Here is a 16,206-nt window from a genome sequence, read left to right on the forward strand (position 1 = left end):
GAGAGAGGTGGGCGGTCTGCTGAGAAGACTATCTATGGGTAATAATTGATAAAGTATTTATCCATAGATAGCGCTCATTGTGAATGCTTGTAATAGTCCAAATTAAGCCATCATATAACCCAAGCCTAGGAAGGTCACGACGGATAAACCCGCGCCGAGCATGGCATAGGGGAACTGAGTAAAGGCATGTTGCATCGGTGAACAGCCAGCGCCTTGGGCAGCCAATAACGATGAGTCACTAAAGAAACAAGCATGACTACCAAATGAAGAAGCTGACAATAAAGCCCCAATCATCAGTGGCGTGCTGACACCAAGCGCTAACGATATTGGGAATACAATTGGCATGGCAAGGACATATAGTCCCCAGCTTGATGAGGTGGCAAAAGTTAGGAATGCCATGACCGCAAAGATAACAGCAGGGAAGATGACAATCGTCATATATGGCGTGATAGCCTCAATCACGTATGAGGTCATACCCAGCTCGTCATTGATGGCTTTTAGGAAAAAGCCGCCGACTACCGTTGATAAGGGATAGAGCATCACTTTAAAGCCTTTAAAAATAGCCTCAACTTGAGTCTCAAAGCTTAAAATACCTTGTATCCAATACACCACAACCGTGACAAAACAAGTCAATAGCGCGCCACGTAATAAATCAATTTCAAAATAAACCGTTGAAACAATCAATAAAATCATTGGGAAGGCAAAGTTCATGATATTGGCTTTAAACGACAGCTTACGTTTGGCTTGAACGTTTGAAACCAATTGCTCTTCTATAAAGGCTTCAGGGACAGGATTACCCGCTTTGGCGCGCGCCTCGGCTTTTTTCATCGGACCCCAGTCACCCAAAATGCCATAAGCGACCAAAAATACAATCAAAAGTGCAAACCAAGCATAAGCCATATAAGGAATGGCACTGATATAAAGCCCGATACCTTCACCGTCTCCAGCCACACCGTTCTCTTCTAATAGACCGGCAAAATAGACCGCCCAAGTAGAGATAGGAACGATGATACACATAGGTGCGGCGGTTGAATCGACAATATAAGCGAGTTTCTCACGCGAGACGTTATAGACATCAGTGAGCTTTTTGACAGAAGTTGATACGGCTAGACAATTTAAATAATCATCAATAAAAACCACGACGCCTAAGGCAAAAGTAGCTAATAATGATTGACGGCGTGATTTGATGATTTTTTGTAGCCATTCACTAAAGCCATCGAGACAACCACTAATCTCAAGCAGCTGAATAAGACCACCCATCAGACCGCAGACAAGCACAATCCAGATAATGGTTTCATTGCCCAGTACCATCGACATATTATCGGCAAAAGGGGACACCAAATCAAACGGATTGAGCATCACGAGGCCCGCGACACAGCCTGCAATCATAGACTCAAACGGTCGTCTAGAAACAACAGCAGTGACCAGCACTAATAATGTGGGTAGTAGAGATAAAGCACCCCAAGATTCATTGGGGTCGCGGATGGTAGATAGCCAAGCAAAAGCCAGATAAATGGCGGCTGCTACTATTAAGGTTAGAAATACTCGCTTGTTATGATACTGCCCTTCGACAGCCTCGCTGAGTTTCATATTCATACTTACGCTCCCTGTAAAACCTCATTGTTTGGAACAAGCTCTGTTTTATGGTTGGTGCTCGATAGGCAGTAGTGCATTAGTGCATTCGCTTTCTATCGAGCTCTATCACAACAATCCATTGCTATGACAGATTTATGTCACATCACCTTTAAAATAAAAACGTTGCATGCAGGATGTATCAATCAACGTTAATGATTTATAGGCTTTGACGTATTTACATGCCAGTCGTGTCTTTTAGCGCATACCACCATGAGCCCATGACAGAATAAGGCACGCGTAGGGCGCGGCCACCTGGGAACGGAATCCAAGGAATCTTGGCAAAATTATCAAACTCTCTGGTGTTACCGTTGATGGCATCGGCCAAGATTTGGCCAAACAAGTGCGAGCCCGTCACGCCATGACCACTATAACCATGCGCAAAATAGACGCGGTCATGGAGTTTGCCCATTTGAGGTACTCGAGAAAAAGACAAAGCAAAGTTACCACTCCATGCGTAGTCAATTTTGACATCACGTAGCTCTGGGAAAATCTTATTCATATTTGGTCGGATTTTGGCCGTGATATCAGCGGGGTCTTGACCACCGTAGACCGTGCCACCACCAAATAACATGCGCTTATCTGCCGATAGGCGATAGTAATCAAGAATATAGCGAACATCCTCGACACAGACGTCGGTTGGAAGCAGCTGGTCTGCTAAATCACCTAATGGTTCGGTGGCGATAATTTGCGTTGAGACGGGCATGACACGGTCCGTCAACTTAGGTATGACTTTATTGAGATAGGCATTCCCGCATAGAACCGCTTGCTTACAAGTAACGGTGCCAAATTCAGTGATGATTTTAATAGAGTCATCGGCATACTCAATATCAACCACCAAGGTGTTTTCATAAATAGTACCGCCAGATTTTTCGATAGCAGCGGCTTCGCCAAGCGCTAGATTTAGCGGATGGATATGACCACCTGAATGGTCAATAATACCGCCCACATAGGCGTCGGTTTTTATATGCTCTTGGATACCATGTTTATCGAGCATTTCTCGATCATGCATACCATGGCTTTCCCATAAGGCGTGCGTCTCTTGCAAATCTTTTAATTGACCATTATTTAACGCGGCAAAGATATTTTTCTCTTTAAGGTCGCAGTCAATATTATAATCAGCAACAAAGCGACGAATGATTTTGCCACCACGGGTCACGAGCTGACCGACGAAGTTTGCGTTTTCTTGACCATAAGACTTTTTGATTTTTTGTAGGCTGGCGTTAAGACCGTTGACGATTTGACCGCCATTACGCCCTGATGCACCCCAACCAATTTGCGCGCCTTCTAGTACCACCACTTCATGATCAGTTTCGATAAGGTGTAGCGCCGTTGATAAGCCGCTATAACCGCCACCGACCACGCAGATTTCCACTTGGATATCGTTTTTTAGGGTTGGTCTATCCGGCTTAGGATTACGGCTGGCCGCATAATAGCTATCAGGGTATTGACCTTTATCTGAATAATGCGGGATATTGCGCGTGTTATTCGAGGATAAGTTTTGGCTCGTTGCTGCGCTGCTATTTAAGTTGTTATTTAACATATCAAACATCCTGTAAATAGGTGAGGTATTCAAGGTTGGTCACTTGCTGAGCAAAGCGTTTGGCTTCTTGTTTTTTGACTGCAATCAATAGCTCAATCATCTCACTTGGAAACAATGAATCAATGATGTCGCTGCTTTCAAATTTGCGGATGGCGGACAGCCAATCTAATGGCAAGGTTTTAAGCTCGGCTTCGTTGTAAGTGATGCTATTGACCGGCTCTGGCGCTTCAAGCTTGTTTTCAATACCATAAAGCATGCCTGCTAATACCGCACTACAGACCAGATAAGGGTTGGCATCGGCTCCCGATACGCGGTGCTCGATACGGCGTGCTTGTGAGTCGCCACCAGGGATGCGTACGGCGGCGGTGCGGTTTTCATAGCCCCATGACACATTGTTTGGTGCCAGTGTACCTGGGGTAAAGCGGCGATAAGAGTTGACGTGCGGCGCAAATAACAAGGTACAGTCTGACATGGTTTTTAATAAGCCAGCGACCGCATGACGCAAGATGTCCGACCCTTCTTCTGAGCCGTCATCAAAGACATTGTTGCCATCTTTATCAAGCAGGCTGCAGTGGACATGAAAACCATTACCTGATTGCAAACCAAAAGGTTTTGCCATAAAAGTGGCCGTCAGTTTGCGGCGTGCTGCGACTGATTTAACCACTTGTTTGAATAAAATGGCATCATCAGCGGCTTTTAACGGGTCATCGACGTGTAGTAGGTTGATTTCAAATTGACCACAACCGTTCTCAGCTAAAGCCGCATCGACCGGAATATCAAGTTTTTTACATTGCTCATAGACTTCATCTAGAAACTCATCAAACTGCAATAAGTCATTGATACTCAAGATAGAAGTTTTGTTCAGCCTTAAGCCACTCTTTGGGCGAATAGGCGGTTTTGGCGTTTCGCCTTCGGTGTAATCAATCAAATAAAATTCAAGCTCTGTTGCCATAACCGGCGTCAATCCCAATGCTTTGAATTTTTTGCTGACGTAATCTAAAACATGGCGTGCGTCACCGTAATAAGGCTCGTTGTCTTCGGTATAAAGCCAAACGGGCAACAGCGATGAGGGCGCACTGGTATTGAGCAGCGGGTAAGCGGCGCGGCCAGTAGGGCGGGCGATGGCATCGATATCGCCATTACACTGAGAGGATTCGATAACATCCGCACCCCAGATATCGACTCCTAAAATCGATAATGGCAATCGTATCGCGCCGTTTTCTGCTTTTTCCATCTGATTGAAGGGGATGCGCTTACCACGAAGTAATCCATTGATATCCCCCGCCGCAACATACACATATTCCGTATTATTTGCAGATTCGACCATTCCATTGGTTGTCGTCATGTCTATTATCCCTATTGATGTTAATTTTTACTCTGATTATGGTTGCGCCGTTTATGGTCGCTGTCATTCATAATTGACAAGTCAAGATTGTGAATAACGTTAAATAAAACAGTGTTTCTAAATAAAACAGCACTTATAAATGCCGTGGCTGATACCACATTGTTCAGCTTACTAAGTATCCTTTTCATCTGATTGCGTAATATTTCTACTGCAAAATGAATCACTTAGCGTTATTTTTATCAGTGATGACATCAAGGTTGTAAGTACTGTTATTAACCTTTGTCTTACTGATGTCCTTCAATATATGACTGAAATTTATAGTTGTCAATTAGTATTTAAAACTATTAAAAAGTAATTAATTATATCCAATAGAGTTTTTATTAACTAAAAATGAAGTTTATAGTTTACATTATCCAAAAGACTGTGTTAGATTTTAATCAACGAAATATCGGCATATAGAAGATTTGAGGCTCATATGTCACATTCAAGGAAGAATAAAATGCAAACTTATCGACCCATTATTGCCATTGTCTCCTGCCATAAGATGGTTGACGGTCAACCCGCGCAAGCGGTGTATCAGAAATATATCGATGCCGTCCATTTTTATGGTGGTAATCCTATCTTGCTGCCGAACACCGCTGCTGAAAGTGAGAACTTCGCGGCTTTGATTGGTATTGCTGATGGCATTTTATTGACGGGCAGTTATAGTAATGTTGCACCTGCGCGTTATGGCGCTTCACATATTGAGGAAAAGCAGGACTTAGGTCGTGATGAGCTGAGCTTTAAGCTGCTTGCTCATGCAGAAAAATCTGGTACGCCTTTATTGGCAGTGTGCCGCGGCTTGCAAGAGATGAATGTCTATTTTGATGGCAGCTTGCACCCAGATTGGCGCGAAGTAGAAGGGTTTTATGAGCCGCATTTGGAGGACAATACCCAGCCACTTGAGGTGCAATATCAGCCGGTGCATGACGTGATTATCCAACCTGAGGGTCGACTGGCGGTGTTTGGTGAAAAATGGCACGTCAATTCGTTGCACAAACAAGCCATCAATACAGTAGGTAGGGATTTGTTTGTCGAGGCACGCGCACCGGATGGATTGGTGGAAGCGATTAGCTTAATAAAACATCCATTTATGATTGGTGTACAATGGCATCCTGAGTTAAATTATGCACAAGACGATTTGTCGAAATTTCTATTCAAGGAATTTATCCACTATGCCAGCAAAAAACACGGTTCATAATAGTGCAGAAAACGATATCGAAAAAGAGGGTATTGCGCCCGAAAATGAGATGAATTCGCTCGAAGACGAAGCTGATACTGATGACGTTAGCAGCGATGAGGAAGACGCGTTAGAGTCTGATGAGGCGCCGTCCGTGCTCGAGATGGATAGGCAGCCAGAAGAAGATATCGGTAAAAAAATCAATCAGCTGCGCCTTGCAAAAGGCTACTCGCAACGCAAGCTGGCAAGGATGGCAGGGGTTACTAATACCTCAATCAGTGCGATTGAGCGTAATAAAGTCAGCCCAGCGGTGAATACGTTAAAGGCGATTTTGCTGGTGTTAGGATCTGATTTAACGACCTTTTTTAGTGATGAGTGGAAAGAGCCTAAAGCACGTGTGGTCGTCACGCCAAAAGATTTGATAGAGCTGAGCGAGCCAAGCAGTAGAGTGTCTCTAAAGCAGGTATATAATTGTAGCACCACCAAAAATCTTGGGTTTTTGATTGAGACTTATCAGCCAAATAGCTCCACGGAAGAAAAAATCGCTCATGAAGGTGAAGAGATTGGCACCGTCATTGAAGGCAAAGTATTGATTCGTATTGAAGAGACGACTTATCTGCTGAATGAAGGTGACAGTTATGTGATTGATACGATTAAACCGCACACCTTTATTAATCCTACTGACGGCGTAACTCGTATCGTAAGTGCGCATACGCCCACGACTTATTAAGTTAATGTTAGAGCTTAATTAACGTTATTGGGTATTTTAAAAGAGTTTTAGAAATTATTCATTATCATGTAAAGCGCTACTTCTAGAAACAGAAGAAGCGCTTTTTTTGCTGAAAATAGATGGTTATGAGTAAGTTATTAGGTATTGTCTTGAGTCGTTTTTGAATCATCGGCTGATTTTACTGATTCTGTTGCTTTCACTTGTATTTCCTTAGTATCTGTCGCTTTCATGTCTGCGGTTTTAGCCTCTAGTACTTTAGCATCGGTCGTTTTAGTAGTGTCTTTAAGCAGCCTGACTTTGGTGATTTTATCCGCGGGTTCGATTTTTACATAAGGGGATTCAGGAATGGATTTAGACGCCTTGCTAAGGCTGTTTCTAATTCTTTTGACCGTTGCTGCATCGGCCTGCGCTTCTGCACGCGATTCTTCATACAGCTCTTGATATACCGCAAGGGTTTGCTCAATCATCTCACGCATGGTGAATTTGGTGGTCATTTCAGGGCGCGTAACACTTTCTAGCTGATTGCGTACCGCTTTACAAAGTGCCTTGGCATTGTACTTTCTAACCAAGCCCTGCGGATAAAGCGGTTGTAAAATCTCGCTAAACGCCGCTTGATCCCAACCAATCACCGGTGTGCCTAAATGAATCGCCTGTAGGGCATTGATACCGATAGATTCAGGCTCGTTAGCAAGCGCCATGACGATATTGGCGGCTGACAGCCACTCGCGCATGTCGTTACGCTTACTACCGACATAGGTAATACGCTCAGAAAGCCCTAACGTATTGCTACGTTGGCGAAAGTCTTCATGGGCGACGTCGCCTTCGCGGTAATCTTCATCCATAATAATGGCGTGAATATTGGGAAACTGTTCTTGTAGATTGCCCAAAATATCAATCAGCCATTCTTGCCCATACTCATTGCCAATGATGGTCGGAAAGACCAGCCATTTTTTATGTTCAAGCTCAGGATATTCAGCAAAAGTGTGCCGCAACCAATAAACAGAAGGGTTGTGCCTGTACGGATAACGGCGCGTATCGACACCGCGATAGATACGCTTAATGACCTTGGGTTCTAGATCTTCACGGCGCAGGCCTTTTTTTAGATAATTGGTGACGCTATCAGAGACCGTGATGATGGTATCGACATCAAGCAGCGCTTGCGAGTATTTATTAATCGGATAAAAACCATACATGGTCGAGACCAGTTTTGGTCGGCGCTTGACGCGCGCGCGGCGCAGTGCCAAATGCAGTATCCATGCGGGTGTGCGTGAATGTACATGAATGACGTCGGGGTCGTATTTTTCAATCAGGCGGCGTAGCGGGGCGACTTGGAGCAGTGACAGCCAAGATTTTTTATTCATATAGAGCTGATGGTAGATATTGCCGTCACGCTTTAGACGTTTGACCAAGTCATTTTCTTCATCAGCACTGGAGATAATGATGGAAGTATGCTCATTTTTAACCAAAGCGCGTCCAAGATGAAAAATACCGCGCTCGGATTCATCATGCTTTAAAGACGACAGTAAGCGCATAACTTTCATAATAGCGTCGGTCACCAAATAAGATATCAAGCTGCTATTGTCAGTTAAAAGCGCTGAAAACTCAACCACCAAGATAAAAAGATAAGACTGGATTTGCCATACTTTTTTTAGCTAAGATTAATCATTTAACGACAGTTAACCTTAGTATTAATCTTAATAAACTAGCGGCGTTTTTGTAAATGATCAGCATTTGGCAGCACTTGCTTTTCACTGAGATATTTCCAATAGCGCTGCGGCAGATATTGCTTATGCAGCCGCGGATTTTTACGCTCTTTGATATTGACGTTGGTAAAGTAACCTTGCCAAAATTTTTGATAGCGCTGCTCGTCCTCGCTATGAATGCTGGCAGGATTACGCAGTACTGCATCGTCTAAGTCTGTAATGGTTTGCAAGGCAGCAGGGCGCGACGGGGTACTTTTACTTTTGTCGTAATAAATACCATAGCCGCGCGCCACATCATAAATTGCCCAATGCTGGTCTTGGTAGCGCTGACGAAAATGCTCACCAATCAAGGGCAACACATTAAAATCAGGCTCAACGCGGGCAAAGTAAATGTCGTCAGTGGTATGTTCAAAACGTACAAAGGCTTCCATACGGTGTTTTTCTCGAGCGACAGACTTGACGGTTTGTACCAACTCTAAAACATTGAGGTTACCCAAATCTTCCATAATAGCGCGGCTAGGGTAGTCGATGGCATATTTAACCACCTGAAATAAAGTGGTGCCGATATGGTCTTTTTCTGATAAAAATCCCCACAGAATATTGCGCATACCTGAACGACCTAATAATTTATGCAGCTTTGTTAGTACACGTTCGGCATGATTTTCATCTGTAGCAATGCTCGTCGCTTGAGCGATTAATGAAGGTATATAGCAGTCTTGAGCAATTAACTGTAAGGATTCATCATCTTGTAAGCGGTTGGCATAGACATAAAATACCGCACTCAGCCAACCTTCAAAACTTGGCTCATAAAGCACAATACTGGGCGTTAATTGACCTATAATATAGTCATGACTCTGCAGTAGTTGTGACATTTATGTTCCTATTTATAATAGTGGCAATTAAAACTGTAATCATTAAAACCATGCTAATCAAAACCTTACTTATTAAAACCGCACTTATCAAAACAATGCCAACTGCCCACTACGTTGGTCTTTATATTTGGTCTGCGTTTGCGCCAGTACGTATTGACGGAAATTATCACGCGTTAAATGGGCGAGATGTTCGTTTTTACCCGTCGTAGCGATAAAGTACTTGGCACGGTTGACCGCCGCACCCATTTTCTTCAAATGGTAAAGCGTTAACTGATTAAACTTGCGTGCTTTTACTATCTTTTTAGCCGTTTTGGTACCGATACCGGGGATGCGTACAATCATCTCGTAAGTGGCGGTTTGAATATTAACGGGAAAATGCTCACGATGGCGGATTGCCCAAGCAAGTTTAGGGTCGCAATCCAAGTCTAGAAATGGCGAATCTGGCTCAACGATTTCATGCGCGCCAAAACCATAAAAGCGCATCAGCCAATCGGCTTGATACAGACGGTTTTCACGTATCATTGGTACTGGCGTTCCAATCGCTGGCAAGCGACTATCAGACAACATCGGCACATAGCCGGAGTAATAGACGCGTTTCAAATCATACTGTTTATAAAAATGACTCGATAGCTGTATGACTTGCAAATCAGTTTCATTACTGGCGCCAACAATCATCTGACTGGTTTGACCCGCTGGGGTAAATTTCGGTGCTTTTTTATGGGTTTTACGACTTTCACGGATAGTGATGATTTCTTCTTTTACCGTTTGCATCGGCGCTTTTAGTTGCTCATGAGATTTTTCTGGTGCCAGTAAAGCCAGACCAGACTTAGTAGGAATCTCAATATTGACGCTAAGACGATCAGCATATAATCCCGCTTCTAATAGCAGTTCTTTAGATGCACCTGGAATAGTCTTTAAGTGGATATAACCATGAAAGCGTTCACGGGTACGCAATATCTTAGCGACTTCGACCAAGCGCTCCATCGTATAATCACCACTTTTAAAAATACCTGAGCTTAGAAAAAGCCCTTCGATATAATTACGACGATAAAACTGCATGGTTAAATCAACCACTTCTTCGACACTAAAAGCCGCACGCGGGGTGTCATTACTTTTACGTGAGGTGCAATAAGCACAGTCGTATATGCAATGATTGGTTAAGAGGATTTTTAACAAGCTGACGCAGCGACCATCTTCAGTATAGCTGTGGCAAATACCGGTTGCTGAGGCATCGCCAAGACCACCGCCTTGGTTTTTGCGCGTACCAGCGGAGGATGAGCAAGAGACATCATACTTAGCAGCGTCGGCTAAAATATTGAGCTTGCCTTGTAGCCGTTCATAATTGATGGTTGCCATAAGCGATATTTACCAATGCATTAATGAAAGGCTATTTTAACAAAATTAACGTTAAGTCATTGTATTTATAGAAGAATATTAGAAATAACACGACAGATGGTGTCGTTAGATGCCAATAATTTATTATCGAGAAGTTATAGCTGAAAAATTACTATCGAAAAGTTATTATTAAAAAGAGCTTTGTCGTTTATATTTTCTACAAACAAAAAAGCCCTGCATAAGCAGAACTTTTAGAGCAGTTATTTAGCAAATATGTTTTTATACGCGGTAGTCGTTACTGAACTTTAGCACGTATAACAACCGTTTGCGGTGCGTTAGCAGGAAGGTCAACCAAGTTCCATTTTAGTCCAGAATAGTTTTCCGTAACGACTACAGTATTGCCAACTTGTTGGATGGTTTGATAGCTGTCGCCACCGGTGGTCGCAAGCGTCGGTAATGGACTGTTTAATGATACCAATTGAACGCCGTTTGGCAATGACACCATCGCATTGATATCAGTGACAGGCTGTGCTGTAGTATTGGTATAAGTGGTGTGATATTCGATGACGTCACCGGGCGCGATATGATTGGCAGGTACTGCTACTTCACGACCGTCTTTATTTTTTAATATCTTCATGACTTTGGTTTGTGCATTGACCACGCCAGGCGTACTAAAAGTCGGGGTTAGTTGCAGAGCGTCTAAAGAGGTAGATACGATTTGCGTCGTTGCAGGTTGGTTCGTCACTACGGTTGTCGTTGGCGCATTGAGGACTGGCAATTGGGTAGCCGTCGTCACAGGCAAGACTTCTGTCACGCTAGTCGTCGGCACGGCTATAACATCAACTCTGCTGGTTTGATTGGTCATCTGGTTGGTCACAGGCACGCTCGTCACCGTGGCACTGCCTTGGGTGACGACGGTATTGCTAGTACCATTACTGGCGACTTGGCGAACCGTATAGCGCGGCACATTGGTCACTTGTGTCACCGCAAACGGCATGCCATCTTGCATGGTGATGCTATTCGGTGTTGCGGTGATGACCGCCGTTTTACCATCAGAATATTGCTCAACCACCGTCGTGCTACCAACAGACGAGCTAACCGCTATCTCAGGCGCGGCATTGGCTGTGGCGATAGACATCACTGCGCCTGCCAACAGTGCTGATACTGCAGTAAATGTCGCTGTTTTTTGCATGATACCTGATGAGCGATGAATAGTAGTGGTCATAATAAAGTCCTTTAAAGTTATAATAAGTAAAACAAAAATGACAAACACTTAGATAAAAATACCCTCGTTGACCCTACAGAGCAGGTCAACGAGGGTAGCAGTATTAATGCAGTACTAATAATAGTCATAAACACCCAAACAATATAAGCTATCTATCGAAGCGTGTTATCAAACGATTAAATCATAAACTATCGAATTACTGATTTATCCGTCATTATTTTAATGAAAAGCTAAGCATGTGCCATGCACCTAATTATTTAGCCATCTCAACTCAACAATTATGCGCTAAAACGAATTGAGTAGAAAAGCAGCGTTGTGTAACTGCTCTCTTATAAACGATAACTTTTTGTGTGCTTTACTTTATATTCTTCTTAAGAAAATTACTATTTTACTCACTATAAAAACCAATCAGATTAATCGTAAATCACTTTCATGATTTCGTATTCGACCACACCTTTTGGTGTTTCAATACGTGCTTCGTCGCCTTCAGATTTACCAATCAAACCACGCGCAATCGGTGAGTTAACAGAGATTTTACCGGCTTTAAAGTCTGCTTCGTCGTCACCAACGATTTTGTACTGTTTTTCTTCTTCGGTGTCCATATTTTCAATAACGACGCTGACGCCGAATATCACTCGACCATCTTTTGGCAATGTCGTCGGGTCAATCACTTGCGCGCCACCAAGTTTGGCTTCGATATCACGGATACGCGCTTCACAAAAACCTTGTTGTTCGCGGGCTGCATGATATTCAGCATTTTCTTTTAAATCGCCGTGTTCGCGAGCTTCAGCGATAGAAGCGGTGATGCGTGGACGGTCGACACTTTTTAACTGTTTTAATTCGGCTTCTAGAGCCGCATGTCCTTGCGGAGTCATGGGATAACGTTGCATGTTTTTTCCTTAAACCAATAACACCACACCATCTCCTAGTGAATAGTGAGATGGTGTCAGTGTTGTTGCAATGAGTATGTGAAGATATAAAAAGAATGAGGTTTAGACGGCGTCATAAGTAAATGCGCGCTTATCTATGAGCGTATATACACTGATAGATGATACACATGAACCTTACGTAATAAAAAGCATAGTCGCAGTTTAGCCACTATGCTTTTTAGGTCTATCTTTTTAAAACTTTGTTTTTTTAAGCACTACTGTTATATAAAAATAGATAACAAGTTTTGCAGCAGCGATTAAACAAGCACTGCAGTTATGCTTAATCTACTGAAATTATACCGCCAAGTCAATAGAGCTATGCGATAGTCTTTGCTTGTTCGTGCAAATCTTGTAGCTTATACACATCAAACGGTAAGTCGATGGCATAAGATTTACAAACCGCATCTGCCGCGCCTAAGGTTGTCACATAAAAGACTTTACCTTGCAGAGCACTACGGCGAATAGAGAATGAATCCTCTTGTGCCTGTTTGCCTTCAGTGGTATTGATAATAAGGTCGATTTTACCATTTTTCAAGGCATCGACAATATGCGGGCGACCTTCGGTGACTTTATTGATTTGCTTACACTCGATACCGTTATCGCTAAGTACTTTTTGCGTACCCGTGGTGGCAACGATTTTAAAGCCATAGTCGATTAGCTGACGGGCGATAGGGGCGACTTGTTCTTTATCGCTATCACGTACCGAGATAAAGACAGTTTTGGTTTCGCCCTCAACAGGTAGACCTGGCAGACGCTCGTTACTACCGATAACCGCTTTGTAGAATGCTTCGCCAAAGGTTTTACCAACGCCCATCACTTCACCGGTTGATTTCATCTCAGGGCTCAAGATTGGGTCAACACCAGGGAATTTAGCAAATGGGAATACTGCTTCTTTTACCGCGAAAAATGCAGGAACGATTTCAGTGGTAAAGCCTTGGTCTTTTAATGACGTGCCAGCCATACAGCGCGCCGCGATTTGCGCTAATGACGTACCGATACATTTAGAAACGAAAGGTACAGTACGGGCTGCACGTGGATTCACTTCTAAGATATAAACGGTTTCACCTTTTACCGCAAACTGAACGTTCATCAAGCCGATAACGCCAAGCTCTTTTGCCATCGCAACGGTTTGCGCGCGCATAACGTCACACAATTCATCAGACAATGAGTAAGGCGGCAGTGAACAGGCTGAGTCACCAGAATGCACGCCAGCTTGTTCGATATGCTGCATGATACCGCCAATTACCACGTCTGTACCGTCGCTAACACAATCGACATCGACTTCAATAGCATCATCTAAGAAGCGGTCTAACAATACTGGTGCTTCGTTTGACGCTTGTACCGCAGTACGTAGATAATGTCTTAATTCATCTTCGTTATAAACGATTTCCATCGCGCGACCACCGAGTACATAAGACGGGCGTACCACCAACGGATAACCAACGTCTTTTGCCTTAACCAAACCATCTTCTAAGCTCGTCGCTAGAGCATTGGTTGGTTGCACAAGATTCAATTGCTGAATCATATGCTGGAAGCGTTCGCGGTCTTCAGCACGGTCAATCGCATCTGGGCTAGTACCGATGATTTTAACGCCAGCAGCTTCAAGCGCGCGCGCCAGTTTCAATGGCGTTTGACCACCGAATTGTACAATCACGCCATCAGGATTTTCGATACGGACGATTTCTAATACGTCCTCTAAGGTGATTGGCTCAAAGTAGAGACGGTCAGAGGTGTCATAATCGGTTGAAACCGTTTCAGGGTTACAGTTAACCATGATGGTTTCATAACCATCTTCGCGCATGGCAAGCGCCGCATGGACGCAGCAATAATCAAACTCGATACCTTGACCGATACGGTTAGGACCGCCACCGATAACCATGATTTTCTTATTATCGGTAGGGTTGGCTTCACATTCGCTATCGTACGTTGAGTACATATAAGCGGTGCTAGTCGCAAACTCTGCGGCACAGGTATCGACGCGTTTATAGACTGGATAAACGTTTAAATCCCAACGCTTGGTGCGTAGCTGCTTCTGTGAGACGCCAAGCAATTTTGCCAAACGTAAATCTGACAAACCTTTACGCTTAAAGCTGCGTAAATTATGCTCAGTTAAACCGCCAAAACCTAACGCTTTAACTTGTGCTTCGGTTTTGACGATATCTTCGATTTGTACCAAGAACCATGGGTCAATTTTGGTTAAGTTAAACACTTCATCGACGCTCATCCCAATACGGAAAGCATCAGCAATATAATAAATACGTTCAGGGGTTGGAATTGTTAAGCGATTATTAATCTCACTACGGGCTTTTTCAATGCTTACTTTTGCTAAGTCGATTTGCTCATCAAAACCATCATTGCCAGTTTCCATGCCGCGCAAGGCTTTTTGCATCGACTCTTGGAAGTTACGACCGATTGCCATCACTTCACCGACCGATTTCATTTGCGTTGATAAAACATTATCGGCTTGTGGGAATTTTTCGAAGTTAAAACGAGGGATTTTTGTGACGACGTAATCAAGCGCAGGCTCAAAGCTCGCTGGCGTTTTGCCACCCGTGATGTCATTTTGCAATTCATCTAGCGTATAACCAATTGCCAATTTTGCTGCGATTTTAGCAATCGGAAAGCCCGTGGCTTTTGAGGCCAATGCTGATGAGCGTGATACGCGTGGGTTCATCTCAATGACGACCATACGACCAGTCTCAGGGTTGATACCGAACTGCACGTTTGAGCCGCCTGTTTCAACACCAATCTCACGCAGTACTGCTAATGAAGCATTACGCATGATTTGATATTCTTTGTCGGTCAAGGTTTGCGCTGGTGCGACGGTGATTGAGTCGCCGGTATGCACACCCATTGGGTCAAAGTTCTCAATCGCACAGATGATGATGCAGTTGTCGTTTTTGTCACGGACCACTTCCATCTCATACTCTTTCCAACCGATTAACGATTCATCGATAAGCAACTGATGGTTCGGTGATAAGTCAAAACCGCGCTCACAAATTTCGATAAATTCATCACGGTTATAAGCGATACCGCCACCTGAACCACCCATAGTAAATGACGGACGAATGATACACGGATAGCCCATTTTTTCTTGGGTCGCAAAGGCTTCTTCCATGGTCTCAGCCGTTTCAGCGCGTGGACATTCAAGGCCGATGCGCTTCATGGCTTTATCAAACAAGTTGCGATCTTCTGCCATCTCGATTGAGTCTTTGGTCGCGCCAATCAATTCGCAGTTATATTTGGTCAAGACGCCATGTTTGTCTAGGTCTAAAGCACAGTTTAGCGCCGTCTGTCCGCCCATCGTTGGCAGAATCGCATCAGGACGTTCTTTAGCTATAATTTGTTCAACCGTTTGCCACGTAATTGGCTCAATATAGGTCGCATCAGCCATGACAGGGTCAGTCATGATGGTTGCAGGGTTTGAGTTGACCAAGATGACGCGGTAGCCTTCTTCTTTTAGCGCTTTACACGCCTGCGCGCCTGAGTAGTCAAACTCACATGCTTGGCCGATGACGATAGGGCCTGCGCCAATGATAAGAATGCTTTTTATGTCGGTACGTTTTGGCATAGTTAGGGCTACCTTCGTTTGGGTGATATTTTGAGTAATCTGTATTTTAACGATATGTTCAATAACGCTTATCGTGTCTGCTATGGTGCAGCTTGAACCACC

11 protein-coding genes are annotated in these 16,206 nt (G+C 43.8%); 2 read left to right on the plus strand and 9 right to left on the minus strand.

Going from position 1 to position 16,206, the window contains the following annotated elements; all coding sequences use genetic code 11:
• Window positions 1-102: 102 nt before the first annotated feature.
• The 3 genes from JMX50_RS06690 to JMX50_RS06700 form a co-directional block, all read right to left on the minus strand.
• On the minus strand, window positions 103-1,596 hold the full coding sequence (locus tag JMX50_RS06690; protein WP_201628948.1) for a Na+/H+ antiporter NhaC family protein: 1,494 nt from the start codon (window positions 1,594-1,596) through the stop codon (window positions 103-105).
• Window positions 1,597-1,810: 214 nt separating this feature from the next.
• Window positions 1,811-3,175 (minus strand): NAD(P)/FAD-dependent oxidoreductase, encoded by a 1,365-nt coding sequence (locus JMX50_RS06695; protein ID WP_227670952.1) that lies wholly within the window; start codon window positions 3,173-3,175, stop codon window positions 1,811-1,813.
• A 1-nt stretch (window position 3,176) separates the two neighbouring features.
• Window positions 3,177-4,520 carry a glutamine synthetase family protein gene (locus JMX50_RS06700; RefSeq protein ID WP_201565106.1) on the minus strand — a complete coding sequence of 448 codons (1,344 nt, stop codon included), beginning with the start codon at window positions 4,518-4,520 and terminating at the stop codon, window positions 3,177-3,179.
• Window positions 4,521-5,019: 499 nt separating this feature from the next.
• Here JMX50_RS06700 and JMX50_RS06705 point away from each other — a divergent pair, with 499 nt between their 5' ends.
• A complete protein-coding gene (locus JMX50_RS06705) occupies window positions 5,020-5,760 on the plus strand; it encodes a gamma-glutamyl-gamma-aminobutyrate hydrolase family protein (protein WP_201628949.1) in 741 nt (246 codons plus the stop codon).
• Window positions 5,735-6,469 (plus strand): cupin domain-containing protein, encoded by a 735-nt coding sequence (locus JMX50_RS06710; RefSeq protein WP_201628950.1) that lies wholly within the window; start codon window positions 5,735-5,737, stop codon window positions 6,467-6,469. The genes JMX50_RS06705 and JMX50_RS06710 overlap by 26 nt, the downstream gene beginning before the upstream one ends.
• 137 nt (window positions 6,470-6,606) lie before the next feature.
• Here the strand turns inward: JMX50_RS06710 and JMX50_RS06715 are convergent, their stop codons facing one another.
• The 6 genes from JMX50_RS06715 to carB form a co-directional block, all read right to left on the minus strand.
• Window positions 6,607-8,010, minus strand: coding sequence for a glycosyltransferase (locus JMX50_RS06715; protein WP_227670953.1), 1,404 nt, complete (start codon window positions 8,008-8,010; stop codon window positions 6,607-6,609).
• A 161-nt stretch (window positions 8,011-8,171) separates the two neighbouring features.
• Complete coding sequence (locus JMX50_RS06720) at window positions 8,172-9,044, minus strand: TIGR03915 family putative DNA repair protein (RefSeq protein WP_201628951.1); 873 nt, start codon at window positions 9,042-9,044, stop codon at window positions 8,172-8,174.
• 87 nt (window positions 9,045-9,131) lie between these two features.
• Window positions 9,132-10,400, minus strand: coding sequence for a putative DNA modification/repair radical SAM protein (locus JMX50_RS06725; RefSeq protein WP_201628952.1), 1,269 nt, complete (start codon window positions 10,398-10,400; stop codon window positions 9,132-9,134).
• A 274-nt stretch (window positions 10,401-10,674) separates the two neighbouring features.
• Window positions 10,675-11,604, minus strand: coding sequence for a hypothetical protein (locus JMX50_RS06730; protein ID WP_201628953.1), 930 nt, complete (start codon window positions 11,602-11,604; stop codon window positions 10,675-10,677).
• A gap of 413 nt (window positions 11,605-12,017) precedes the next feature.
• On the minus strand, window positions 12,018-12,494 hold the full coding sequence (gene greA / locus JMX50_RS06735; protein WP_079691347.1) for a transcription elongation factor GreA: 477 nt from the start codon (window positions 12,492-12,494) through the stop codon (window positions 12,018-12,020).
• Window positions 12,495-12,849: 355 nt separating this feature from the next.
• Window positions 12,850-16,104 (minus strand): carbamoyl-phosphate synthase large subunit, encoded by a 3,255-nt coding sequence (gene carB, locus JMX50_RS06740; RefSeq protein WP_201628954.1) that lies wholly within the window; start codon window positions 16,102-16,104, stop codon window positions 12,850-12,852.
• Window positions 16,105-16,206: the final 102 nt, after the last annotated feature.

This window comes from Psychrobacter maritimus, assembly GCF_904846345.1.
Taxonomy (GTDB): domain Bacteria; phylum Pseudomonadota; class Gammaproteobacteria; order Pseudomonadales; family Moraxellaceae; genus Psychrobacter; species Psychrobacter maritimus.

Excerpts from the sequence above, each read along its gene's own strand:
- JMX50_RS06725 (WP_201628952.1), bottom strand. The coding sequence starts at position 10,400 with ATGGCAACCATCAATTATGAACGGCTACAAGGCAAGCTCAATATTTTA.
- JMX50_RS06715 (WP_227670953.1), bottom strand. The coding sequence starts at position 8,010 with ATGAAAGTTATGCGCTTACTGTCGTCTTTAAAGCATGATGAATCCGAG.
- JMX50_RS06705 (WP_201628949.1), top strand. The coding sequence starts at position 5,020 with ATGCAAACTTATCGACCCATTATTGCCATTGTCTCCTGCCATAAGATG.
- JMX50_RS06700 (WP_201565106.1), bottom strand. The coding sequence starts at position 4,520 with ATGACGACAACCAATGGAATGGTCGAATCTGCAAATAATACGGAATAT.
- JMX50_RS06710 (WP_201628950.1), top strand. The coding sequence starts at position 5,735 with ATGCCAGCAAAAAACACGGTTCATAATAGTGCAGAAAACGATATCGAA.
- carB (WP_201628954.1), bottom strand. The coding sequence starts at position 16,104 with ATGCCAAAACGTACCGACATAAAAAGCATTCTTATCATTGGCGCAGGC.
- JMX50_RS06730 (WP_201628953.1), bottom strand. The coding sequence starts at position 11,604 with ATGACCACTACTATTCATCGCTCATCAGGTATCATGCAAAAAACAGCG.
- greA (WP_079691347.1), bottom strand. The coding sequence starts at position 12,494 with ATGCAACGTTATCCCATGACTCCGCAAGGACATGCGGCTCTAGAAGCC.
- JMX50_RS06690 (WP_201628948.1), bottom strand. The coding sequence starts at position 1,596 with ATGAATATGAAACTCAGCGAGGCTGTCGAAGGGCAGTATCATAACAAG.
- JMX50_RS06720 (WP_201628951.1), bottom strand. The coding sequence starts at position 9,044 with ATGTCACAACTACTGCAGAGTCATGACTATATTATAGGTCAATTAACG.
- JMX50_RS06695 (WP_227670952.1), bottom strand. The coding sequence starts at position 3,175 with ATGTTAAATAACAACTTAAATAGCAGCGCAGCAACGAGCCAAAACTTA.